This window comes from Hutsoniella sourekii ATCC 700629 (assembly GCF_000518205.1).
In the GTDB taxonomy this organism is placed as follows: domain Bacteria; phylum Bacillota; class Bacilli; order Lactobacillales; family Aerococcaceae; genus Hutsoniella; species Hutsoniella sourekii.
Genome location: NZ_JADD01000015.1, coordinates 39,176 through 62,628, shown reverse-complemented (window position 1 = coordinate 62,628; position 23,453 = coordinate 39,176). Strand labels below are relative to the sequence as shown.

23 protein-coding genes and 1 tRNA gene are annotated in these 23,453 nt (G+C 42.6%); 3 read left to right on the top strand and 21 right to left on the bottom strand.

Annotation, left to right across the window (positions count from 1 at the left end; translation table 11 throughout):
- Positions 1-297, top strand: a 297-nt coding sequence (locus tag T408_RS10865) for an IS30 family transposase (RefSeq protein WP_035420089.1), incomplete at its 5' end; no start/stop codon positions are given.
- Positions 298-323: 26 nt separating this feature from the next.
- Here T408_RS10865 and T408_RS10860 read toward each other — a convergent pair.
- The 13 genes from T408_RS10860 to T408_RS0104465 all read right to left on the bottom strand — a co-directional run bounded on the left by T408_RS10860 (position 324) and on the right by T408_RS0104465 (position 14,474).
- Positions 324-692, bottom strand: coding sequence for a restriction endonuclease subunit S domain-containing protein (locus T408_RS10860; RefSeq protein WP_051444787.1), 369 nt, complete (start codon positions 690-692; stop codon positions 324-326).
- Positions 686-3,373 (bottom strand): N-6 DNA methylase, encoded by a 2,688-nt coding sequence (locus tag T408_RS0104520; protein WP_028118897.1) that lies wholly within the window; start codon positions 3,371-3,373, stop codon positions 686-688. The genes T408_RS10860 and T408_RS0104520 overlap by 7 nt, the downstream gene beginning before the upstream one ends.
- 6 nt (positions 3,374-3,379) lie before the next feature.
- A complete protein-coding gene (locus T408_RS0104515; RefSeq protein WP_028118896.1) occupies positions 3,380-3,607 on the bottom strand; it encodes a helix-turn-helix domain-containing protein in 228 nt (75 codons plus the stop codon).
- 569 nt (positions 3,608-4,176) lie between these two features.
- Positions 4,177-4,749 (bottom strand): hypothetical protein, encoded by a 573-nt coding sequence (locus T408_RS0104510; protein WP_028118895.1) that lies wholly within the window; start codon positions 4,747-4,749, stop codon positions 4,177-4,179.
- Between the two features lie 184 nt (positions 4,750-4,933).
- Positions 4,934-5,896 (bottom strand): ABC transporter substrate-binding protein, encoded by a 963-nt coding sequence (locus T408_RS0104505; RefSeq protein ID WP_028118894.1) that lies wholly within the window; start codon positions 5,894-5,896, stop codon positions 4,934-4,936.
- A gap of 416 nt (positions 5,897-6,312) precedes the next feature.
- Complete coding sequence (locus T408_RS0104500; RefSeq protein WP_028118893.1) at positions 6,313-7,590, bottom strand: extracellular solute-binding protein; 1,278 nt, start codon at positions 7,588-7,590, stop codon at positions 6,313-6,315.
- Positions 7,591-7,608: 18 nt separating this feature from the next.
- Positions 7,609-8,880, bottom strand: coding sequence for an ABC transporter substrate-binding protein (locus T408_RS0104495; RefSeq protein ID WP_035420086.1), 1,272 nt, complete (start codon positions 8,878-8,880; stop codon positions 7,609-7,611).
- Between the two features lie 77 nt (positions 8,881-8,957).
- Positions 8,958-9,755, bottom strand: coding sequence for a sugar phosphate isomerase/epimerase family protein (locus T408_RS0104490; protein WP_035420084.1), 798 nt, complete (start codon positions 9,753-9,755; stop codon positions 8,958-8,960).
- A 24-nt stretch (positions 9,756-9,779) separates the two neighbouring features.
- Complete coding sequence (locus T408_RS0104485) at positions 9,780-10,907, bottom strand: ABC transporter ATP-binding protein (protein WP_028118890.1); 1,128 nt, start codon at positions 10,905-10,907, stop codon at positions 9,780-9,782.
- Between the two features lie 10 nt (positions 10,908-10,917).
- Positions 10,918-11,745: a carbohydrate ABC transporter permease gene (locus T408_RS0104480; protein WP_028118889.1), complete on the bottom strand. Its 828-nt coding sequence runs from the start codon at positions 11,743-11,745 to the stop codon at positions 10,918-10,920.
- A complete protein-coding gene (locus T408_RS0104475; RefSeq protein ID WP_028118888.1) occupies positions 11,735-12,616 on the bottom strand; it encodes a carbohydrate ABC transporter permease in 882 nt (293 codons plus the stop codon). Before T408_RS0104475 ends, T408_RS0104480 begins: the two co-directional genes overlap by 11 nt.
- Positions 12,613-13,455, bottom strand: a complete 843-nt coding sequence (locus tag T408_RS0104470; RefSeq protein WP_028118887.1) for a metallophosphoesterase family protein — start codon at positions 13,453-13,455, stop codon at positions 12,613-12,615. The genes T408_RS0104475 and T408_RS0104470 overlap by 4 nt, the downstream gene beginning before the upstream one ends.
- On the bottom strand, positions 13,440-14,474 hold the full coding sequence (locus T408_RS0104465) for a BMP family lipoprotein (protein WP_028118886.1): 1,035 nt from the start codon (positions 14,472-14,474) through the stop codon (positions 13,440-13,442). Before T408_RS0104465 ends, T408_RS0104470 begins: the two co-directional genes overlap by 16 nt.
- Positions 14,475-14,981: 507 nt before the next feature.
- Between T408_RS0104465 and T408_RS11705 the strand changes: the two genes are divergently transcribed.
- Positions 14,982-15,443, top strand: coding sequence for an Abi family protein (locus tag T408_RS11705; protein ID WP_051444786.1), 462 nt, complete (start codon positions 14,982-14,984; stop codon positions 15,441-15,443).
- A gap of 26 nt (positions 15,444-15,469) precedes the next feature.
- The gene (locus T408_RS12375; protein ID WP_051444785.1) at positions 15,470-15,898 is read left to right on the top strand and encodes a hypothetical protein; all 429 of its coding nucleotides are present in this window, start codon (positions 15,470-15,472) and stop codon (positions 15,896-15,898) included.
- A gap of 390 nt (positions 15,899-16,288) precedes the next feature.
- On the opposite strand, the gene T408_RS0104450 is transcribed toward T408_RS12375, so the two are convergent.
- The 8 genes from T408_RS0104450 to recN form a co-directional block, all read right to left on the bottom strand.
- Positions 16,289-16,362: transfer RNA gene (locus tag T408_RS0104450), tRNA-Arg, on the bottom strand.
- A 72-nt stretch (positions 16,363-16,434) separates the two neighbouring features.
- Entirely contained in the window at positions 16,435-17,058 is a 624-nt protein-coding gene (locus T408_RS0104445; RefSeq protein WP_035420081.1) for a flavin reductase family protein, read from the bottom strand.
- Positions 17,058-17,696, bottom strand: a complete 639-nt coding sequence (locus tag T408_RS0104440) for an alpha/beta hydrolase (protein ID WP_028118884.1) — start codon at positions 17,694-17,696, stop codon at positions 17,058-17,060. The genes T408_RS0104445 and T408_RS0104440 overlap by 1 nt, the downstream gene beginning before the upstream one ends.
- The gene (locus T408_RS0104435; protein WP_028118883.1) at positions 17,689-18,657 is read right to left on the bottom strand and encodes a ring-cleaving dioxygenase; all 969 of its coding nucleotides are present in this window, start codon (positions 18,655-18,657) and stop codon (positions 17,689-17,691) included. The genes T408_RS0104440 and T408_RS0104435 overlap by 8 nt, the downstream gene beginning before the upstream one ends.
- Before the next feature lie 266 nt (positions 18,658-18,923).
- Positions 18,924-19,490, bottom strand: a complete 567-nt coding sequence (gene def / locus T408_RS0104430) for a peptide deformylase (protein WP_028118882.1) — start codon at positions 19,488-19,490, stop codon at positions 18,924-18,926.
- A gap of 12 nt (positions 19,491-19,502) precedes the next feature.
- Positions 19,503-20,744 carry a GTPase HflX gene (gene hflX, locus T408_RS0104425; protein ID WP_084543903.1) on the bottom strand — a complete coding sequence of 414 codons (1,242 nt, stop codon included), beginning with the start codon at positions 20,742-20,744 and terminating at the stop codon, positions 19,503-19,505.
- 3 nt (positions 20,745-20,747) lie between these two features.
- The gene (gene miaA, locus T408_RS0104420; RefSeq protein WP_028118880.1) at positions 20,748-21,698 is read right to left on the bottom strand and encodes a tRNA (adenosine(37)-N6)-dimethylallyltransferase MiaA; all 951 of its coding nucleotides are present in this window, start codon (positions 21,696-21,698) and stop codon (positions 20,748-20,750) included.
- Positions 21,691-23,445, bottom strand: a complete 1,755-nt coding sequence (recN, locus tag T408_RS0104415; RefSeq protein WP_028118879.1) for a DNA repair protein RecN — start codon at positions 23,443-23,445, stop codon at positions 21,691-21,693. The genes miaA and recN overlap by 8 nt, the downstream gene beginning before the upstream one ends.
- Between the last annotated feature and the right edge of the window lie 8 nt (positions 23,446-23,453).

The following is a 23,453-nucleotide window of genomic DNA, read 5'->3' as shown; positions in this document are numbered from 1 at the left end:
AAAGCTTTAAAAACGTTTACGTCTGATCGTGGCAAAGAGTTTGCTTGTTATCCAAAGGTGGAGGAAAAAGGAATCGATTTCTATTTTGCTGATGCCTATAGCGCGTGGCAACGAGGGTCAAATGAAAATTCAAACGGTTTATTAAGAGAATTCTTTCCCAAGAAAACTGATTTGGCCAGGATAAACTTAAGAGATTTATATGAGGCCTTATGGCTATTAAACAATCGCCCTCGTAAATGTTTAGGTTTTAAAACGCCGTTTGAGATACTAATGCACGAACTTGAAAAGATGAATTAATTTGTCGCAGTATTTATTGCAATTTATCACATCAAAAAGACACTACTGAACAACTCTGGGTTTGGTCTAATAATTGCAACATCTACAGCGGTAACCATTTTTTTATACACTAATGGAAGAATAATTGTTCTGCCAGCAGGCTCTGCTAATCTAGAAATCAGTATATCTCCTTCATAAATTTCATTTCCGTGTAAATAATTAAAACTAGCGCTAGACATAAATTTTTCGTGATTATAATTCTCTATATATTTACCAATACCAATGTTTCCAGTTTGTATTATTCTATAGTCTCCATAAGATCTAATATGCTCTTTTTCAATCCAATCGCCATCAGATAATGAACCTACGATTTCTTTTAGGGATAGGGTTCTCCAATCATTCGGATAGTCTACCATGTGTATCCCATCCTTTCTAAAGCATTCTTGACCGCTTGTCTAGATGAATCTGCCTGCTCCTCTAAATCAGCTAGCGTATGTTCATATCGTCTAGAAATTTCTACATGTTTAGATGCGATGCTACTTATTTCCTGATCAATCGCCTCAGCTATATCAGTTGCTAGTCGAGTCATCCATTTCTTATCAAAGAGCAAGTGCTTGATTTCTTCAACTGAAAGCTGAGAATATTTTTCGATAACTTTTTCATCCAGTTCTTTTATTTTTTCTTTTAACACTTTATTTTTTTCATCTTTACGATCCATCATATCCTTATAAGAAATTAAAAGTTCATATTCATCCTTATAATTCTCAGGAATCTGAGCTTCTACTTGTGCTAGCTTAATGGCAGTATTAATCTTACCTTTACCAAACTTGCCATTAGCATTTCTAAGTTCATAATTCTTTAGATTTGATGACGAATCAAATATACCTTCCATTGCCTCTTGTTCTTTTGCATCAAAGATTTCCAGCATTTTTGTTAAATCATCAACATCTTTTGATACTTTCTTTTCTTCAAGTTCCTTCAGCCGTTTGTTGAGATTTGTTTTTGTTACAGAGTCACCCTTATCATTTAAAGCTTCATCCAATAAGCCTTCATCCGTAGAATTCTCTTCAATCACTTCATTCATTGCTTCATCTAGTTCAGCTATTTCTAGATTCATCATTTCAATTACTTCAAGTTCATTTTTGAAATATTCATTCTCAATAACAGCTCTCGGAATTAAAAGCCCATCGAATGACTTGAATTTTTTCTTATCATCTACTTCTATTTCAACGCCCTGTTCATCTTTTATTTTTTTCTTACCGTACACTCTTTCAACTTCTCTGCCTGCTTCATAGCCTGATGCCTTAATAATATAAACATCATCCTGAAGCTTTTCGTTCCAATAATTTAGAAGAAAATCGTAAACATCATAGTTATCAATTAATTTTGCTTCTTCGTATATTTCTAGAATGGTGGATCCTAAATCTCTGATGAATTGCTTTGGATCCGTTAGCTCATTGATATTCTTGAAATTGGATTCAACTAAATCTTTCCACTGATTAAATAGTTCTTTCGTCTCTCTAGCTATTTCATCTTTTATTTGATTATCACTTAGTATTAAGCCTTCTATTTCATCAGGAGCTACTTTCAAATCATAGTCATCAGTATTACTTCTATTCTCAAACAATTTATCTTTAAGTTGGTTTGAAATCTCCCAAATTTTCTCCATGGATTCAATATCCTTACTTGGGATACCGCCGTTTAAGTGCGCATTAATATTTTGAGGAAGTGATTTATCTATTTTTTTAATATAGCGAGAGACATTGAGATTACCTTGGTGTTCTTCATTGATATCTTTATAACTGACAAAACGTGAATATCCTGGAATATCTATCTCATTTATAAAAACTTGGACAATTCTTTCTATATCCTGTTCACGTAGTCTGTTTTTATTGCCATCTTTTTTATAATCATCGCTTGCATCAATCATGAATAAGCCGTCTCTTTCATCGGCATTCTCCTTATCGATGATAATAATGCACGCCGGTATCCCAGTCCCATAGAATAAGTTTGATGGTAATCCGACAATCCCTTTAATATATTTTCTTTTTAGAATCTCTTTTCGGATGGTTTCTTCTGTATTCCCTCTAAATAAAACTCCGTGCGGCAAAATAATGCCCGCCTTACCATTTTCATTTAAAGCTTTTAATACGTGCAAGAACCAAGCATAGTCACCATTTTTTTCAGGCGGAATACCAAATCCGTCAAACCTGTGAAAGACATCTTCATCCGCTTTAATCCCGTCAGACCAGTCTTTATCCGAGAATGGAGGGTTCATAACTATAAAATCGAACTTTCTTAACTCACCAAAATCGTCAGTATAATATGGGGCAGCTAAAGTGTTATCACTATGAATTTCTCCTGTCCCCTTATTGTGGAGGATGAAATTCATTTTAGCTAAACCTGCCGTATCGGAGTATTTTTCTTGTCCATATATAGTAACGATTGAGTCCCCATTACTGTCGACAGGCGCTTCATCTGCCGCTCTAATCAATAGGCTTCCACTTCCTGCAGCTGGGTCATGCAGAGTCCATTTTTTGTCTGGCCTATTCTCAATTTCACCCATTCCAATTAATCTCGAGATGACCCTAGATACTTCACTCGGCGTATAAAATTGCCCTTTACTCTTACCAGATTCTTGAGCAAATTTCATCATAAAGTATTCGTAGGCGTCGCCAATAATATCATCGCCGCTGGCCCTGTTTTTCTCAAAATCTATGGCTGGATTTTGAAAAATTGCAATCAGACCAGATACTTTGTCAACTAGTTCCTTACCTTTACCTAGTTCATCAGGATTATTAAATGATACGTCTGGAAGTGCACCTTTTAGATTATTAGTTTCTAAGAACTTTTGAATAATTTTATCGACTCGCTCTCCTACATCGGGCTTGCCTTTTGCCTGAATCAAATCATCAAAGGATGCGCCTTCTGTAACCTCAAACTCCGCATATTTTTGCCCTTTGTATCTGTCTGATACATACTTGAAGAAGAGAAGTAATAAAACATAATCCTTATACCTTGATGGTTCAACACCACCTCTTAACTTATTAGCTGCTTCCCATAAAAGAGAATATAATTCTGATTTTTTTACTGCCATTACCTCTTATCTCCTCACGTCTTCTAATTTCTGCTCAAGCTTATATTCAATAATATCGCCTACGTCACACTGAAAATAGTTGCATAATTTTCCAATTGTATCAAGGCTAACATTCTCGTTTTTCCCCATCTTAGCTATTGTTCTTGACGTTAGTCCTATCTTTAATTTAAGGTCTGTACGATTCATATTCTCATCAATCAATTTTTTCCATAATTTGTCGTAAGAAAAACTCATTTTTATCCTCACAATCAATGTGGCTTTTAGTAAACATTTTCTTTACCATTATACTTTATAGATAGAACTCATTCAAATGGACTATGGACATAGTAAACTTCTAGTAATTACATCTATTTAACACAGTAACTAACATTTTAACGCTATCCTCTTTTCTTTATAAATATTCAAACAACAATTAACTCATAATTTTTAGGTGAATAACTATCAAAAAGCCTTGATATTGCCTCTTTACTTTCCAGTAAAATTACTATATCAAGGCTTATCACTATATTAGATTTTATGTTATACATATTATCCTTTCGCATATTTTTCCATGAAAGAGGGCTTTGAAATATTATCCATATCAAAATCTAAGCTCAAAGTCTCCATTAATCGAATGGCTTATCATCTTCTTTTTGTATACCTACTACTTTCCATATTAAATTAATTCATTCGTAAAAGTAATTTTCATTCATAGATTGCCACTTATCTATATTATTCTACTTTGCATGTAACTTAATAACGAAAATTTTGATTCATGACCCACATCTCTAAACAAAATAATTATTTTACTATGGATATTTTCATTACAATAAAGGATATTCAAAGTCACCTATATTCGAAATAATTGTATTTAGTAGTTCGGGGTTATCTTGACTAATTTCATAATGGATATGTTGGTTCATAACATCATTTAAAGGTGATAAATTTATAGACAAATCATTTGTTGTAATGACTATTACTTTTGAGGATTTTGTATTATTTATATCTCTTACTAGTGAATTTAAATATTTTTTATTATTGGACTTAAGAACATTCTGCACTGGATAATATAATTTAAAATCATAATTTTCCTCAATAGGTAATAACCCTTTAGAATCAAAATACTTTCTAAATCGGACTGTCATATTTCCAAGTTTATATTCTTTTTGACCACTGATTTTTTGAGGCAATATATCTCTTTCAAAAGACTTATTAATTTGCTTTGAAATTTCTCCTAATTCCGAGCAACATATTAATCCTCTGTCGTATTTGGTGTTAAGCACTTCTAAAGTTGTTACAATTTTTGCTTTATCATCTAAACCAGTAATAAGCACCTTGTTTTTATCACTACTTAAAAAATCTGTAAATTTTCTTATAAAGTTTTCTTTATCAGTCAATGTTCTACCTCCAATTAATTATTCACCTTAACTATCTTACCATAGGTTTCACTACATAAAGTTTATATTTTATTGTATCCAGTTCAAGTATCTAAAATGCCCCCTTTTAAGTTGAGGCAAGTAATGCTTCTTTAAGGGGGCACTCTAGGTGTGTTTGTAATAATTTTGTATTTTTAATTTTGATTTACTTCGGCGCCTTTATACTTGCCGGATCCATCCCCAATGCCTTAGCATACTCTTCATTAACAACCAACTCATATTCCTTGGTATATTCAACCGGTTGGTCTTGGGGCTTCTCACCTTCTTCGATGGCACGAACCACCATGTCAGCGGTTTGCTTGCCGTGACCGTAGTAGTCTAGACCGTAAGTAGCTAGACCATTTTCTTCGGCCATCTCATTGGATCCGCCAAAGGTTGCTAGTCCTTGTTCCTTGGCCATATCGCCCACCAGCTTCATGGCTGATGCCACAGTATTATCAGTCACCAAGAGTAGGACATCTACCTTAGGTAAGAGACTTGATAAGGCGGAGTTGATATCATTGGTTGAGGTAATGGTTTGAATTTCCGTTTCTAGGCCTTTGTCCTTCAAGATACCGGTAGCAATGTCGATCTGGTATTGGGCATTGACTTCACCGGAGTTGTAGATAAGCCCTACTTTCTTAATGCCGTCAATGGTATTAAGCATTAGGTTAATCTGGTCTTCAATGGGTCCCAAGTTACTAACCCCTGTCACATTACGTCCGGTAGATTCAATGGAGTCAACAACACCCGCTCCCAAGGGATCAGCAACCGCTGCGAAGTAGATCGGCACTTCGGTGGTTACATTAGCTAAGGCTTGGACGGCCGGTGTAGCAATGGCGAACACATAGTCATTCTCCCGGGCCAACTTCTCAGCCATGGACTGCATATTCGAATTTGTTCCCCCTGCATTCATATAGGAAATCTTGATTTCCTTGCCATCGGTATAACCCTTGTCAGCTAAGCCATCCACAATGCCTTTGTAAGTATCATTCAAGGAAGGATGATCCATGGGTTGTAGGATTCCTATCTTAATCGGGTCAGCCGCCTCTGCCGGTGAAGCCACGATACCGATAAGACTTGCAACTAGTAATAGAACCGCTAGTAATTTATTGATTTGATTTTTCATTTTATTTCTCTCCTTATACAAAAAACGCTTAGATCATAGAATCTAAGCGTGTATAAAGATGCTGAACCAAAGACTATATTGGAGTCCCTTGCAGCCCACTCTAGATTCTATCATCTATGTGGGCCAGTCCAAATAACAGCTCCCATAGATACAAACTTTCGGTTTGAAAGGTGTTTGTATCTACGGTTATTAGATACAAACACTATCTAAAGTTGCTGCTAAAAAAGACCATTTGATTGACAAGAGTGATTGTTTTCATGTCTTTGATTCCTTTCTTAAAAGTGTTGAGACTATCATAACCTTCCTTCTCATCAATGTCAAGGGTTATTTTAATTATTTTCTAACTTGATGTTAATAAAACCACCAGCGAGCCCTTATCTGGAGCTGACTGGTGGTTGATTGTGCTAGCTAACTAATTATTTAATCATATCATTGATTTGTTCTTGTGTTTTTGGAAGAACATCTTTAGCTGGTTGACCGTTTAAGATCTTATCACGGGCATCGCGGTAGACGTCTGAGGCTTGAAGTCCTTGGTTACCAGGGAATGAAGCGAATGGACGTAAGTCTTCCATGTGAGAATAAGCTGTCTGGAACATTTGATCGTTTTCGATCAGGTCTTTCAGGTCCGCATTCTCAGTGGCGTCAGCAGTTGGTGGTAAGTAACCCGTGTTAGCTGTCCAAATGGCAATGTTATCTGGTTCATATAAGAACTTGATGAATTGCCAAGCAGCCTTACGTTGTTCAGGGTCTTGACCAGTAACTGCTAACATAGAACCACCTGGTGGTACAATACGATCACCGCTACCATCATTCTTAGAAGGTAGGTCAATCGCTACCGCTTCGAATTGAGCATTCTCTGTTACGTTAGTACGCTGTGCGATTGTCGTATTCAAGAAGGCAACGTCACCTGAGATGAAGGCTTGGTGTCCTTCGTCAGTTGAAGCGTGAAGCGTAGCACCAGACTCGATCGAGTCAGCCCAGTCTTGAAGACCTTGGATACCTTCTTCAGTAGCGAAGTTGGCAGTACCTTCAGAAGTAACAGTTTCAGCACCGTAAGTTTCTACGATTTGTTGTGTAGACCAGTTGTCATTGGATTCCGTTGTATAGAGACCATATTTACCAGTAGCTTCGTGAACCTTAGCTGCTGCTTCGTATAAGTCAGCCCAAGTTTCGATTTCTTCGTAGTTAACGCCTGCTTCTTCAGCTAATTCTGTGTTCACATACACCACAGCGGTCGATACTGAATAAGGGAAGCCTAGTTGGTTGCCTTCGAAGTCAGTGGCAAAGTTTAACATTTGCTCAGGGAACTTGGTTTGAAGGTATCCTTCATCTTCACCGGCTTCTTTGATTAAGTCAGCTGGTGGCATGAATGGGAAGTTGGTAGCAAAATACTCGCGGTAAGCCCAACCGATTTGAACTAAGGCTGGATATTCACCTGCAGCCGCTTGAGTTTGTAAGCTTTGCATTAAACCAACGTATAAGCCTTCGTGGAAGATAGGTTCAACAACCACTTCATCTTGAGAAGCGTTGAATTTTTCCACTAGTTCAGTTACCGCTTTACCCCCTTGAGTTTCAGCATTTCCATGCCAATATTCAATCTTTGTCTGTGCATTAGCTACTCCAGCAAAGCCCGACAGGCCAGCCGTCAGTGCAGCTAATAAAATCACAGATTTCTTAGCAAATTTTTTAATCATGATGATTCTCCTATTTCTTTATTCTTTGATTAGTTTGTTGATTTCTTCTTGAGCAGCAGGGACTTCCTTAGCAACGTCAGCTCCTTCAAGGACTTTGTCACGAAGGTCAATTAATAATTGTTCGGCTTCTAGACCTGATTTACCTGGGAATGGTGCCCATGGAACCATGTGTTCAAGAGAAGAATTAGCCGCACTAAAGATTGGGTCTTCATTCAAGAGTTTTTCAAGATCCGCATTTTCAGTGGCGTCTTGAGTGGCTGGAACATAACCCGTACCAGCAGTCCAAGCTGCAATGTTATCTGGTTCGTATAAGTACTTAACAAACTTCCAAACGGCTTCTTGTTGTTCAGGTTCTTGGGCCGTCACAACTAGCATGGATCCACCAGCAGGTAGATTAGCTTCTTGTCCTTCAAAGGCTGGCGAAGGAACTGCTAAGGCTTCAAAGTCTCCATTGCTAGTAACGTTGGTTCTTTGAGCAATGGTCATATGAGCCATTCCCACTTCACCAGAGACAAAGGCTTGTTGTCCTTGATCATTAGGAACGTGTAAGGCGCTGCCTTCTTTAACCATGTCTTGGTAGAATTGGTAAGTGGCTTGTCCTTGCTCATCCGCAAAAGAAGCTTGACCGTCAGTGATTACTTTAGAGCCGTTAGATTCAACTAGCGCTTGCACGTTCCAGTTATCGGCTGCTTCCGCTATGTAAAGTCCTTCATAGTCCGTCTTTTCAGTGATTTGCTTGGCTGCTTCACGAACCGCTTCCCAAGTAGTTAAGCTCTCTGGATCAACTCCGGCTTCATTCAAGATATCCATGTTCAAGTAAAGAACAGGCACTGACAATGAATAAGGAAGACCGACTTGGCGACCGCTGTTAGCAGTAGCTAGGTTGTAGATATTGTCGGCAAACTTGCCTTTGATAAAGTCTTTATCGTCAGCATAGAAGTTGTCGATAATTTCTTGTGGCTCTACAAAACCAAAGTTATTCTCAAAGTATTCGCGGTAACTCCAACCAATTTGAACGAGGGCTGGAACTTGTCCGGTTGCTGCAGCTGTTTGCAGGTTCTGCATAATCCCTTGATACATACCACTATTATAAATTTGCTCAACTTCAACTTCATCTTGTGAAGCGTTGAAGTTCTCAACAAGTTCAATAACTGTCTGACCCCCTTGGGTGTCAGCGTTTGGATGCCAGTATTGAATCTTAACTGGATCCTGAGCAAAGACGCTGGCTGTTGGTAGCAAGCTAGCCGCTGTGACACCAGTTACAATGGCTTTTTGGATAAATTTTTTCATGAATATCCCCTTTACAAATATATGATAATAGACGTGCAACACAGACTAAATGGTTCCAACCACCTCCTTGATGGGTCTTAATTAAGGAAATTCGCCTGCAGATAAGCTACATCTGCCGCTATTCCTGCTAAATCACTAGCCACATTGTCTCCGTATTCTAAGACCAAGTCAGCTTGCGGTGTATACTGCTTGTATAAGTCAGCTAGCCACTCGTAATCCAAGCTACCCTCTAGAATTCTTAAATGGTCATCGTCAGCTCCCCTATTATTATTGAGATGATAAACCTTGATCTTATCCTTTAATTGGGTGATCACTTCTTCAATGTTCCAGCCATTAGCATAAGCATGGCCCACATCGAATAAGGTACCATTCTCGATACTGAGGGCTTCTTCAATAAATTCTTCTTGGGTAAACAAGTTATTTTGACGGGCATTGACTCCTGTATTCTCGAATAAGATAGGAACTCCAGCCGCTTGGGCCAACTCGTTTAATTCCTGTAAGTTCTCCCGCGCCACCCGAATGGTCGCTTCCTTATTCTCCGGTGTAATCACCTTGTTATTGTAGTGGAAGACGATGTGTCGGCCATTCAAGGCTTGGCTTAATTTCAAGGTCTCCTTGAACTCACGGACCGATACTTCATATTCGTCGGTACCCTTTTCAGCACTGTGTTCAATACCGAAATAAGGCCCATGCAGGGAAATCGGATAATCCTTTAAGCGGTCCATATTCGCTTCGAGTTCTTGGTTGAATGGATCATCCCTAAAGACTGGAAAGATTTCGATACCCACTTGATGAGTATCTTCTACTTGATCCAGCACATCAAAAACCTGGGTAAAACTCGTCTCTACAAAGGGTAAAGTACTAATAAGTATCATAGAATCTACTCCTTTCAAGCGTTCTTAAACTAAGCCCATACGAGCAGAAATCCTAGCATCAACGATCTCTGGATAACCAATGGATTGCGTACTAGCACTGTCAAAGAAAGTCAAAGCGTCGCCTCTGAACTTCAAGTAAACAGTGTCTCCTTGTTTGACCATTCGACTCTCAGTGATGGCACAGATGGTCTCACCTTCAATGTCAATATAGTTAGCATATTCGGATCCCATATTCTCAATATTGCGAACCACGCCGTGGAGCGTATTTTCTTCAGCTTCTTGGAAGAGTTCAATATTTTCTGGGCGGATGCCAATCTGGAGTGAACGACCTGGATGAAGCTTGTCAATATGGTCGCGCCAGTAATCTTCTACGATAAAGCTCTGACCGCCGACCACAACTTGTCCCTTGTCGTAATGGCTATTGTCGAGAACGTTCATTGGTGGGTTACCGATAAAGCGAGCAGTAAAGACGTTGGCTGGACGGTGGTAAATATTTTCTGGTGTGTCAATCATTTGAAGTTCCCCAAAGTTCAACAAGGCAATCCGGTGACCAAAGGTCATGGCTTCTGTCTGGTCGTGGGTAACGTAGATGATGGTTTGTCCGTAACGATCGTGAATGTCTGTTAAGGTTTCGCGAGCAGATACTCTTAGCTGGGCATCCAAGTTAGAAAGCGGCTCATCTAGTAAGAAGACCGAAGAGTCCTTAACAGTTGCACGAGCTAAGGCCACCCGTTGGCGTTGCCCCCCTGATAATTGAGAAGGACGACGATCTAAGTACTTGCGTAAGTCCAAGGCGTCAATCACTTCTTCGAAGCGCTCTCTAATACGCTCTTCTGGAACCTTGTTGACTTTCAAGCCGTAGGTAATGTTATCTTCTACGGTCATATGTGGGTATAGGGCATAGTTTTGGAATACCATAGCCACATTACGGTCGCCTGGTTTGACGTCATTGATGACCTTATCATCAAAATACATCTCGCCACCGGAAATTTCTTCAAAACCGGCAATCATTCTTAAGATGGTAGACTTCCCGCATCCAGAAGGCCCTAATAAGACCAAGCGTTCGCCACTATTAATGGTGAAGTTCATGTTGTCCATGATGACTGTTTCACCGTAAGCTTTTTTTAGATTATTTAATGTAATCGTAGTCATACTGATCCTCCTATTTAATACCGGCCGATGTAAAGGTACCGATGATATATCTCTGGAACACAATGTAAAGTAGTAATGGAATACTCATGGTGACAACGGATACCGCCATAGCCACACCAAAGTCAGTTCCCCCTTCAGCGGACATAAACATTTGCAAGGCCAGTGGAAGGGTGTAGTTTTCTTCCGTCCGTAGGATTAAGGAAGGCCACACGAATTCGTTCCAAGAGTTAACAAAGAACCAAATACCTGTTGAAGTAATTTGTGGGCGGATCAGGGGAATGATGATATCCTTGATAATCCGGCCGTCACTAATATTATCTAGCTTGGCAACTTCAATAAGTGAATAAGGGATGTTCCGCATGGCTTGGTTTAAGAGCAAGATCCCTGCTGCATCAGCAATCTGAGGGAAGATAACTCCAAGAACGCTGTTGTTTAAACCAAGGTCTGCTAGTAACAAGTAGTTAGGTAACATGGTTACCGTAAATGGCACGAAGATGGTCGCAATAAAGATAAAGTAGACAATATTCTTACCCTTGAAATCGTAATAAACGAAGGCATAAGCGGCTAAGAAAGAAGTCACCAACTTCAAGACCGTAACCGACGTTGCTACAATGGCTGTGTTAAGAGTGATTTTCCCCATAGGTAGACGTTGGAACAAGGTTAGATAGTTCTCAATGGTCGGGTTTAGAGGAATAATATTTAAGACGTTGTTATAGATATCTGGCAAGGTTCTAAAGGACGTCCCCACCGCAAAAACAACTGGGAACAACCACAAAATGGTGAAGCAGATAAAGATAATCAACCAAATCCAATTACTTGCTGATAGTTTAGTTCGCATAGTAGACACCTCTTTCGGTTACCCGCATTTGGATAAATAGTAATACGACAAATATCAGTAAAGTTACCACTGACAAGGCAGCTGAATGCCCAGTATCAAAGAGCACGAAGGCATTGTGGTAAGATTCATAGATCAAGTTGGTTGAAGCTCCAGCTGGCCCCCCTTGGGTCAAGTTGGAAATTGGCGTGTAGACATATTGTAAGCCCGTTACAATCGCCATAATCAATACATAGAGACCAGTTGATGAGGTCATTGGTCCGACAATATCCTTGAAGATGCGCCAAGTTGGTACATTATCCAAGCGAGCACTCTCGATAACTTCATTATCGACCCCAGAAATTTCAGCGTAGAGGGTAATAAAGTTATAACCAAAAACCTTCCAAGCCGTAATATAACAAATAACTAGAATAACTAAGTTCTCAGACACACTCCAGTTAGGCAGGTCCATCCCCACAAAGGATAACAAGCGAGCCACTGGCCCAGAGGTCGGGTTCAGGATCCAGTTATAGACGATGGAACCAACCACCATAGAAATAAAGGATGGTAAGAAGAAGGCCGACTTAAAGAAGTCCTTAAACTTCGGTACGACAAAGTGAAGCGTGAAAGCTAAAATATAAGGAACTAAAAAGTTCATCACCACTAGAATTAAGATGTAAACCAGGGTATTCGTTAGAACTTTCACCGTCTCCGGATCGGTAAATAAATTGATATAATTTTCAAAGCCGACAAAGTCACGATTTGGACTAATCATATTCCAATCAAAGAAACTCAAATATATCGTATAAATAATTGGATAAAAAACAAAAACGGCAAATACGATAATAGCTGGTAAGAGTAGGAATAATGATTTAGATTGGTTACTCCCTTTCATATTGACCTCCTATTAAAAAATGTTGATACTTCGCGGTTCTCTAACCCTTGATAGCCTCGCTTATTGAGCTTGAAGGTATGAGAATTAGCTCCAAGCCAGATCCCATATTGCTTGTAGTACTCTTCGATTGGCGACACACTTAAGGAGAATCCCTTCTCGTTGATCGTCAAATTACGAAAATAAGGCTGGTCATAGAAGTTGGCAAACTGAATATAGTGCCAATTCCCTTGGCGGACAATGCTGTCACAATGGGTATGGCCATTAATATATAGACCGGGGCCTTGGTGGCCTTCTAGAATCTCCTTGACGGGTAAGTCAGGATCGATGGAATAGAGAGGCACATCTGACCAATAAGTCGTTCCATAGACTGGATGGTGGGCTAAGACAACAAGCACCTTGTTCTTAGCTGATGCTACCATGTCTCTTAACCAATCCAATTGGTCTGGACTTAAGATCCCACTGTAATCCACCTCATCCATGACCCGGTTGGTATCAAGAATGATCATCAGCATTTGATCATCTTCATAGAGAACTCGGTTCAAGGGCTGGCCGACCAGTTCTTGGATCCGATCCTTGGGTAGTGAATAAGCATCGTGGTTGCCAATAGTTAAGGCGAAGTCATTCTGCTTATCTCTTTGCGCGATGCGGTCAAAGATCTCTTGAAATTCAGCCACTGTCCCCATATTAGTCAAGTCACCAATTGAGATGTGGTAATCAGCTGGAATCTTGAACCACTCGTCTAATACATGTTGGATATAAGCATCGCGCGTCTCTTCATATTCTGCTACTTGTAAGTAGTTATCAGAGAAGTGTAAGTCACCAATTAATGAGAGTTCCATCTGAGATACTCCTCAATAATTTGGGCCACGTCATAAGAACCTTTCATAATCTCATCGCGGTGACGGTTCACAACGTCATAAGTTCCGCCAGATAGCTGACCTTTCAAGATATCGATTTGTTCTTCTTCAATGCCCAAGACTTGAACACCTGGCTCTAACTCACCTGCACTAGCCTTGGCAGCTGCTTGTTCGAGTGTACGGTCGTAACGCTTGATTGTTGAAGTAAGTGTGAAGCTCTTTTCCTCGTTGTCAGCATTCATATACATCCCTTGGTCAGTCCGGTCTACTTCTGAACCAATGACCCACAAAGGGCGACTCGGATCTTCACGCTTCAAATCTTGACCCGCGTTAAAGACGCCATTATCTGCCCGACTGGCTGCGGTATAGATCACATCAACATCTTGGTCTATCATCTCATGAGCTGCTTCACGAGCACCATTCTCATCATCAACACTTTGGACCCGGTGGCTCAAGACTTGCGCCTGGCTGTTCACTAAGCTGATGCCGGCCTTAAAGGCGAGTTCATATTCCTCGGCCAAGTCTTCGTCCCAACTTCCGACAAAGCCAATCTTGCCTGTCTGGGTCTCAGAACCAGCAGCTAGCCCTGCCAGGAAGGCTGCCTCGCTATGGTCATACTTGATTGACGTGACGTTATCCCCTTCGACAACACCATCAATAATCAAGAAGTGTTGGTCTGGATAGGTTGTTGCGAATTCAGCGGTCGCTGATTCAGAGACTTCACCTAGGGTCACGATTAAGTCTTCTTGACCCGATGAAGCTAGCTCCTGCAAGTTACCAACCGCCCCCGCCTCATTGGTGGTGGATAAATATTGGTAATTATCCTCCCCAAGTCCTTGGTCTTGAGCGAATCGCTCCAATCCTTCCAAGGCGTTCGAGACATAGCCATTGGTCTCTTTGGGTTCAGCAACAAGCGCTAGGCTAAAATCAGATGTGGCCAAAACTAGGGGTGACAAGGCTAACAGAGCCAGGGCCCCCGTACTCAGATACTTCATCCTCATAACGTTTTCCTCCATATTTTCTATGCACACTTAATTGCAACATTATTATACAAAAGCAATGTAAATTTAAAGTAAATTTCACGTAAATTTTATGTAAACGTTACGAAAGGCGGTACAAAAGCATTTTCTGGCTTAGAGGCTTCTATTTAAACAGGATAAAGGGATGAATGAATACTATCAATTAGTTGACATCACATTAGGGCCATTTTGTCAAGTTAAGAATTGTAAATATAAAAAAAGCCACCGACTAGGTGGCTGTAAAGAGCGAAAATAAACTTCTTTTAACTGTAGTGTAACTCTTTCTACTCAATAAATGTTTTTTAACAATTATCAACTTTCAATCTGAATAAAGCTTGCAGTCACTAAAATAGTTTATTTGTTCAATAAATTCAGCTTTAAAGCTTTTTTTAATTAAACTATGATACTATCATTAATAGAAAGAAATTTGGGAGTAGTAATTAGATTTCACCCGACGGTTTTTAAAATTTTCTTATTTGAGGAGGAAATATGACGCGTAAGCCAAAATTAACAATTTTAGAACTCATTGAAAAAATGAAAGCCAAGGGAATTACTTTTAAAATTATTTCAGAGGATAAGGCTAAAGAGATTATTGAAAACAGGAATTATTACTACCGGATTACTAGTTATAGAAAGAATTTTCCAAAGAATAAAGACAACATGTATGATCAATTAGATTTTGCTGTTCTAAATGACCTTGCATCAATTGATTCTTATTTAAGATCTTATTTACTTAATTTAGCACTAGACATAGAGCATACAGCCAAGACTAAACTTTTAACAGAGATTTCCTACAATCATAATGAAGATGGCTATAGCATAGTACAAGATTTTAAGGATAAATATATACAGAAGTTCAATCAAACCATTAAATATTTCAGGAACAACCAATATCTGAAAGATATGTCAAATAGAAGAATGGAAGACCACTTCCTATATGGGTATTTTTAGAAATATGTGACTTTGGCTCATTATCTATGATCCTAGAGTTATACAAAAGCAAATATAAGTTAAAGAAAGGAATAATAAAACAATTAAGCGATAATCTTAGATATGTCAAAAACATCCGTAATGCCTGTGCCCACAATAATGTGTTCCTATTAAATTTATACAATAAACGCAGCAATCGAGTTAAAAATCCGACTCAATATGCAGCTATAGCCTGCCAAAAAATGAATACTAAACGGATAAATAAGGATTTTCAAAAAACACATGATCTGTTGATATTATTTAGACTTCATCAAGAGATATGTTCAACCGCTTTAAATAAACGCCGATTCCTAGAGGGAAAACAAGTCATCGACAGAATAAATAGGCACAGAAATTATTATGACTCAAGTCAAGACCTTCAGCATTTTTTTCTTTTCTTGAATCAGAGTATTGACTTTTTGGAACAAGATAGCTAATATTATTATGAGGAAACGACGAAAGTCGGCTCACTCTCTTAATAGTGGTGAGTTAAGGCGTGCTTACGGGCACGCCTTTTTTGAAACTATAATAATTATTGACTATAAAAAGATCAAAAAATTACCCTTGGTAGTCAAGTTTACCAAGGGCTTCTTCTTTATGGCTTCAGCTTCATTACTTGAGAGCATGAGCTAGCATCTTATTGCTTAAAGTTTCGCTAATTTACTATAACTTTTACTCTTATTCTCCTAGTGATTGACGAGTAACAACATGAAAAAAACACTTCACGACCTAATTAAAGCACCCAGTAAATATGGGCTAGGTGGCTGTAAAGAAAAAATAACCAGTCAGCTCCAAGAGCTAACTGGTTATTTAATAAAGTGTTCCAACGATCCAGGCAGGATTCGAACCTGCGACCGTTCGCTTAGAAGGCGAATGCTCTATCCAGCTGAGCTACTGGACCTCGTTGATAACAACTATTATATTGTATGCCAGTCTAGGCATTTTGTCAAGGCTTCTAAGCAAATATTATTGATTAACTTTGCGGTCGCTCTAGGGTCCACTCCCTGCCCAGGTCCGCGTAATCATTGCCGGCCAAGCGACTGATGGGGTCGAATTTGCTAGCAATTATATAGTCGCGGTCAGCATCGTAGACCAAATCCAAAACCTGGGTTCCCAGGACCTCCAGGAGAAAGAGGTCGCAGGCTACCCGGTCACCGTCTTTTGTGACAGGGACTTGTTGCAAGAGTCGGCACTCGTAGGTGACCTTGGCCGCTTGAATGACAGGTAGAGTCGATAGTTGACCCGCTTGTAAGACGAGGTTGGTTCTTGCTAGTTCACTCTCATTGGGTCCCAAGGGGGCGGCCGCCTGGTTGGCAGCTTCCAATAAGTCCCGGTCCACCATATGAACATTAGCCACTTCCAGGTCCAGTAAGTTCCGAGCAGTATCCTTATATGATCCGTCCTCTTGGCGCTGGATGGACACGCCTAGGACCGGCGGATCAAAAGAAACAATATTAAAGTACGAAAAAGGAGCTAAATTGACCAATCCCGCTTGATTCTGTGTCAAGATGAGACCGATGGGCCGAGGAATGATCCCGCCAATCAATAATTTCTTCTGCAAATGACTATCGATAGCATCCGCTGGGAAAAAAGGCATCAGGCACCCTCCTTGTTGACTGGACTTAGCCATTGACGACCAGCGGCTACTAGGCCCGACGTAATCTCATGCCCGGGCACCCAGTAGCGGGTCACCTGGCCACCGGCCGCTTGGATCAAGTCGACCACGTGCTGGCTTTCTTCAAGGGAGACAATAGGATCAGCCTCTCCTGAGGATACCAAGGCTTCAAAACCGCTCAAGTCAAGCTCTGGCTTAGCTTCCAGAGGATAGAGAGGAGCTAGGAAGATCCCTTTTTTCAAAGGTAAGAGACCTTGCAAGACCAGGTGCAAGCCCATGTTGGCCCCATTCGAGAAACCAAGTGGAATCATATTCTCAAGCGGGACTTGCTCTTGAACGCTAAAGGCCTTTAAGAAATCGGCCAGTCTTTGCCCGCGTTTATTCAGGTCTTCAAGGTCATACTGGCCCATTCCATGGCGTTTAAAGAAGCGTCTCGCTCCCCCTTCCAATACATCCCCCTGAAGGGCTAAGATGCTGGCTTCCGGATCCATGGCCTGGGCTATGGGAATCAAGTCCCTTTCACTGCCGCCGGTTCCGTGGAGGAGAACCAATAAGCGCGAAGAAGCAGGACTTTCAAGGTGGAGGTAGTGGTAATTAGCTAAGGCTGGCTCACTAGTCATCTGAGGCATCTCCTTTCCAGACCGTATCAAAGGGGCGGATGGCCGCTTCGATTTGCTCGCGCTGGTCTTCGATAAATGGTGGCAAGGACAGGCTTTCACCCAGACTCTCATAAGGTTCATCGACCATGAAGCCGGGTCCATCCGTAGATAGTTCAATCAAGATATGACCAATGCGGGCATAGACAGCTTCGAAGTAGAAGCGGTCAACATGGCCAGAGTGGCGAATACCGAGCTTCTGATAGCGGTCCACCCAGTCAAGAATTGCTTGACGGTCAGCCACACGGAAGGCCACATGGTGCACTTCACCGTAGCCTTGGATGCCCATCTCAGAGTCCTTGTCATGAATCAGGTGGATTTGGCCACCGTGACCGCCCTCCCCGACTTCCAATAAGGCCCAGTCAGCGGTCTCTTCAACCACTTTGAAGTCATAGATTTCCTGTAGCAGACGCTTGAATTGTTGGAAATAGGCCACGGTAATCTCCATGGTTCCTAGACCATAAATGGCATATTCTTCAGGAACCGGGCCATTTTTCCAAGGGGTGCCAGCTGGAATGCCTTGATTCTGTTCATCTGACAAGAGGCGGTAGTTCTGGCCATCAGATTCCTTGAAGGTCAGGCTCAAAGCACCGTGAAAGTCTTCCAGCTGCCCCACTTCAACTTCATGGTCTATCAGACGCTGGCGGTAATAGTGAATGGCTTCATCGTTAGGAACCCGCAGGCCAATCCGGCTAATCTCATTGTTACCCGAACGCCCGGCCGGCACATTGGGAAAGTCGAAGAAGGTCACATCCGTACCCGGAGCCGCCACATCATCAGCAAAAAAAGTGTGGTAAGTGTGAATATCGTCTTGGTTGACAGTCTTCTTGACCAAACGCATCCCTAAAACTTGGGTCATAAAGTGATAATTACGCTCGGCACTGTCAGTAATTGCGGTTAAATGGTGTAGTCCTAATAAATTCATGGCACATCCTCCTAGATAAGTTGTCTACTTGATTATTGCATTTATTTCGAATTCGAACTATATCTATCATAACCGCTAAGAAACTCTTTGTAAAGTAAAAGAACTTATAAGCTGGAAACATCTTGCCTAGCAGAGATCCACTATTAAGAACGCAAGAAAAAACGCCTCCGCAGTAGCTTAACTACCAACAAAGACGCTGATTCATTCTTTTATATACTAGGACCTTGGAAACCGGCTCGGCCTTAGACGTCGCTTCGCTCCTACGGCTATAGCAGCTCCAAGTCTGGGTCGGCCTTCCATGGTTGGTCCGGGTTGATGTGATCATAGAAGAGGATGCCCTTGAGGTGGTCGTATTCGTGTTGGACGACAATGGCTTCGTAGTTGCGAAGTTTGATTTCATGGCTGTTACCGTCCAAGTCTTGGTAGGTCAAGGTAACTCGCTTGGCACGGGGCACAAGGCCTGGGACTTCCCGAGGCACCGATAGACAGCCTTCACCTTCTTTAAGGGCCGCTTCTTGAACGGAGTGGCTTTTGATTTTGGGATTGATGAAGATTTGATCGATGATCGTATCCACGACTTGACCGTCTTCATCGTATTCCACCAAGTAAATAGCAAAAATCTGCTGGTCCAAACCAATCTGAGGTCCAGCGACACCGACACCTGGTCTAAGCTGGTATTTTTCCGCTAGTTCTGGCGTTTGGCTATCAATGAGGAACTGACGCATTTCCAAGGCCCGTTCTCTTAATTCCTCGCTAAGTGGGAATGTCACAGGTTCGACTTCCTTACGCAAAAGCGGATCCTGCTCTGGAATAAAATCTTTCATTGTTATCATCTAATCACCTTCCTAATCTCTGGTTATTTTCTGGTAGCCTTTAATTGTATAATAGTCACCGGCTTCTTGGTATTGGATATCCAAGACAAAGCTGTGGTTCTGGTAGTAAGCAATGGTCTGGCCGTCACTGGATGGAACTTGAACTTGATAGAACTGAGCCTGGTCAAGACATAAGTCCCAGATCCGCTCCTTCAAGGCCTCCAGATCCTGGTCATCATAGGCGCTGATGACAATATTGGGCTGGAGTACCCCTTCAAAATGGTCGCCAACCCGGTCACGCTTGTTGTAAACATGCAAGATCGGGATATCGTCCATGTCCAAGTCTTTCAGCAAGGTCATCACCGTCTCTTCATGCATGGTGCGAGCCGGATGGGAGGCATCAATCACATGTAGCAAGAGGTCTACCCCCTCGATCTCTTCCAAGGTCGACTTAAAGGCATGGATCAAGTCTGTCGGGAAGTCTTCAATAAAGCCTACCGTATCCGTAATCGTAAAGGCCTCATGTCCCTTGATGGTCATTTGCCGGGTCAAGGGATCCAAGGTGGCAAAGAGTTGGTCTTGAACATAGGTCTGGCTGTCGGTTAAACGCTGGATCAAGGTCGATTTGCCGGCATTGGTGTAACCGACCAAGCCGATCTGGAAGCTATCCGAGGCCTGACGGCGGTCCCGAGTTCGTTGGCGGTGGGAGGCTAGCTTAGCCAATTCTTCTTCCAGCTTGTGGATCCGCCGGCGAATATGACGACGGTCGGTTTCTAATTGGGTCTCTCCGGGACCTCTAGTCCCAATTCCCCCACCTAGACGAGAAAGCTGCAAGCCCTTCCCCATAATCCGGGGCAAGAGGTATTGGTGCTGGGCCAGTTCCACTTGCAGCTTACCTGCCCGGGACTTGGCCCGCATGGCAAAGATATCTAGAATCAGTTGGACCCGGTCAATCACCCGGCAACCCAAGCCTTCTTCTAATTCCCGGTTCATACTGGGAGTCAGGTCGTTGAAGAAGACAACCAGATCCACTTCAAGTCGGTCAACAGCTTGGGCTATTTCTTCTAGCTTACCTCGACCGATAGCTGTTTTTTGGTTGAGACGGGGCATCTTCTGGGTAAAGCTTGCAAGAGGGTCTCCTTGGGCAGTCCGGGTAAGGGAGGCCAACTCCTCCATCAAGTCTTGGAAACGCTCATCGCTATAGGCTTCTGTTTGAACACCGACTAGGATCACTTTCTCCTGGTCAGTTTGGGTGGCTATTAGGTCTGGCTTCAATCCTTATCGCTTCTCCTTTGTTAAATGGTCTCTAATCAGTTGACTGGCTTCTTGGTAGGCCTGGTCAGGATCGCTGACGTCTAGCCAATGGGGATCCTTCATCCGATTGCGGAACCAGGTTAATTGGCGTTTGGCATAGCGGCGGGAATTCTGCTTGATCTGGTCCAATACTGTTTGGCGGTCAATCTGCCCTTCAAAATAAGGCCACCACTCCTTGTAGCCGATCCCCTTGGTGGACTGGTAGGTCTGCTGGGGATCTGCTAGGTAGAGCTGGTAGGCTTCGGCTTCCAGACCGGCCTGGTCCATCCCGTCTACCCGCTGATTGATCCGGTCATAGAGTTGGTCACGGGGGCGATCTAGTACCAACAATAATTCGTCGAATCGGCTGGGTTTCTCCTGGGCATGCGCCTGGTCAGAAAAGAGCTGGCCCGTCGTCTCCATCACTTCCAAGGCCCGGATGGTCCGACGTACATTCTGATAGGGAATCTTGGCTGCCGCTTGAGGGTCTCTAGCTTGAAGTTCTTGCCAGAGCGCCAGGTCTCCCAGCTGGTCTGCCCGCTCCTGGAGAGCTTGGCGGACTTGGGGGTCCGTGGAGCCTTTTTGGCCAAATTCCAAATCATAGAGCAGACCTGACAAGTACAAGCCCGTCCCCCCTACTAGAAAGGGTAGGTGTCCCCGGCCATGAATGGCTTGAACCGCTTGACTGGCCCCTTCTTGAAAGCGACTGGCATCATAGTCTTGGTCAACTTCCAGAATGTCTAATAGCTGGTGGGGAACGCCTTGCATTTCCTCTTTAGTGATCTTGCCGGTTCCAATATCTAGTCCCCGATAGACCTGCAAGCTATCCCCATTGATAACTTCTCCCTGGAAGTCCTGGGCTAACTGGATACTCAAATCGGTCTTGCCGACCCCGGTCGGACCCGCAATAACAATCAAGGGCAGGTGATTAGTCATGGTCTGCCCCCTTATCCTCAAACTTAGCCCGGCTGGTCGCCAGTAATTCTTCAGCCAGGCGCCGCGAGGTCTCACTCACTGCTTCACCGGACATCATATGAGCCAGGATTTCAATCCGGCGCTCCGGTTCTAATTGACTGATTCGGCTAGTGGTTGAATCATTCTGGCTTTCCTTCTCGATATAGACTTGTTGGTCCGCAATGGCTGCTACTTGCGGGAGGTGGGTAATGGCAAAGACTTGGTGGTTGGCCGAGATCTCATACATCTTCTCAGCAATCGCCTGAGCCACCCGGCCAGAAACTCCGGTATCAATCTCATCAAAAACCATCACCTTAGGAATGGCATGGTTAGAAAAGACCGTCTTCAAGGCCAACATAAACCTGGACAGCTCGCCACCACTGGCCACCCGAACCAGAGGCTTGACAGGTTCGCCAGGATTAGTGGCAATAAAGAATTCCACCTGGTCCAGCCCCTGTCGGTTCAAGTAAACATAGGCTTCCTCTGAACCCAAGTCAAGCAATTGCTTATCCTCTTCGGTTGGCTTGAATTGAACTTCAAAGCGACTGTTCTTCATATACAAGTCTGCCAGTTGGGCCTCCACATTAGCACACAAGTTATCCGCCATCCTTAAGCGTTCTTGGTGGAGTTCTTGGGCTAGTTGGTAGGTTTTATCGTAGCTGGCCTTCAGCTTCTGGGTTAATTCTTGGACATAATGGTCGCGGTTTTCGATTTGGTAGATCTCTTCGTCAATCTCCTCGTGCAAGTCACCTAATTCCTCAATGTCAAGTCCATACTTGCGCTTGAGTTGGGAGAGTTCGCTGAGCCGGGCTTCAATCTGGTCTAGTTGACCGACCTCTTCCTGCGCCCAATCATCTCCAACTGCTAATTGGTGGGCAATCTCTTCAAGTTGAGCCTGAATACCCATCAACTCTTCCAAGAGGGCTGGATAATCCGCATTATAATCTTGGATCTCCTTGAGCCAGTCGGTCACGGTCTGCAATTGGCCGATGACATTGGTCTCCCCTTCTGATAGATGGTAGGCAATCGCTTGCAGGTTCTCTTGGATATGGGCCTGGTTCTGCAGGCGGTCACTCAAGACCTGTAGACGCTCTTCTTCGCCGGCTTCTAATTGGGCCTCCGTTAATTCTTGGCTCTGGAACTTCAAGAAGTCTAAGCGCTGGAGTTGGCTGGACTCAGTCTGACTGGCTTCTAACCATTCCTGGCGCAGGGCTCGGAACTGATCATAAGCTTCTTGATAAACAGGATACATTTGATCAAAAGCAGGTGAGGAATATTGGTCCAACAAGCGTAAATGCTGGCTGACATCCAAGAGGGCCTGGTGTTCATTCTGGCCATGGATATCGACCAAGTAAGAGCCAATCGTCTTCAAGAGTGAGACATTGGCTAGGTGACCATTGACCCGGATAATATTCTTACCCTGGCTATTAATCTCCCGGCGCAAGATCAACTCCCCGCTGGGTACATGCTGGATACCAAAGTCGGCCAGACTCTGTCTCAAGGGTAGGGGCATATCTTCAAAGATAAAGAGCCCTTCCACTCTCAACTTGTCTTGACCCACCCGGATATAATCCACCGAGCCCCGTCCGCCACAGAGTATTCCTAGAGCATCAATAATAATCGACTTCCCTGCCCCCGTTTCACCGGACAGGACCGTCATCCCTTCACGAAAGTCGATGGCGACATGGTCAATGATAGCAAAATTATCAATCGTTAAGCTGACTAACATCCAGTCAC

Bases quoted from the DNA above. Each gene is read 5' to 3' on its own strand.
- T408_RS10860 (WP_051444787.1), bottom strand. From the start codon at position 692: ATGGTAGACTATCCGAATGATTGGAGAACCCTATCCCTAAAAGAAATC.
- T408_RS0104520 (WP_028118897.1), bottom strand. From the start codon at position 3,373: ATGGCAGTAAAAAAATCAGAATTATATTCTCTTTTATGGGAAGCAGCT.
- T408_RS0104515 (WP_028118896.1), bottom strand. From the start codon at position 3,607: ATGAGTTTTTCTTACGACAAATTATGGAAAAAATTGATTGATGAGAAT.
- T408_RS0104505 (WP_028118894.1), bottom strand. From the start codon at position 5,896: ATGAAAAATCAAATCAATAAATTACTAGCGGTTCTATTACTAGTTGCA.
- T408_RS0104500 (WP_028118893.1), bottom strand. From the start codon at position 7,590: ATGATTAAAAAATTTGCTAAGAAATCTGTGATTTTATTAGCTGCACTG.
- T408_RS0104495 (WP_035420086.1), bottom strand. From the start codon at position 8,880: ATGAAAAAATTTATCCAAAAAGCCATTGTAACTGGTGTCACAGCGGCT.
- T408_RS0104490 (WP_035420084.1), bottom strand. From the start codon at position 9,755: ATGATACTTATTAGTACTTTACCCTTTGTAGAGACGAGTTTTACCCAG.
- T408_RS0104485 (WP_028118890.1), bottom strand. From the start codon at position 10,907: ATGACTACGATTACATTAAATAATCTAAAAAAAGCTTACGGTGAAACA.
- T408_RS0104480 (WP_028118889.1), bottom strand. From the start codon at position 11,745: ATGCGAACTAAACTATCAGCAAGTAATTGGATTTGGTTGATTATCTTT.
- T408_RS0104475 (WP_028118888.1), bottom strand. From the start codon at position 12,616: ATGAAAGGGAGTAACCAATCTAAATCATTATTCCTACTCTTACCAGCT.
- T408_RS0104470 (WP_028118887.1), bottom strand. From the start codon at position 13,455: ATGGAACTCTCATTAATTGGTGACTTACACTTCTCTGATAACTACTTA.
- T408_RS0104465 (WP_028118886.1), bottom strand. From the start codon at position 14,474: ATGAGGATGAAGTATCTGAGTACGGGGGCCCTGGCTCTGTTAGCCTTG.
- T408_RS11705 (WP_051444786.1), top strand. From the start codon at position 14,982: ATGACGCGTAAGCCAAAATTAACAATTTTAGAACTCATTGAAAAAATG.
- T408_RS12375 (WP_051444785.1), top strand. From the start codon at position 15,470: ATGATCCTAGAGTTATACAAAAGCAAATATAAGTTAAAGAAAGGAATA.
- T408_RS0104445 (WP_035420081.1), bottom strand. From the start codon at position 17,058: ATGCCTTTTTTCCCAGCGGATGCTATCGATAGTCATTTGCAGAAGAAA.
- T408_RS0104440 (WP_028118884.1), bottom strand. From the start codon at position 17,696: ATGACTAGTGAGCCAGCCTTAGCTAATTACCACTACCTCCACCTTGAA.
- T408_RS0104435 (WP_028118883.1), bottom strand. From the start codon at position 18,657: ATGAATTTATTAGGACTACACCATTTAACCGCAATTACTGACAGTGCC.
- def (WP_028118882.1), bottom strand. From the start codon at position 19,490: ATGATAACAATGAAAGATTTTATTCCAGAGCAGGATCCGCTTTTGCGT.
- miaA (WP_028118880.1), bottom strand. From the start codon at position 21,698: ATGACTAATCACCTGCCCTTGATTGTTATTGCGGGTCCGACCGGGGTC.
- recN (WP_028118879.1), bottom strand. From the start codon at position 23,445: ATGTTAGTCAGCTTAACGATTGATAATTTTGCTATCATTGACCATGTC.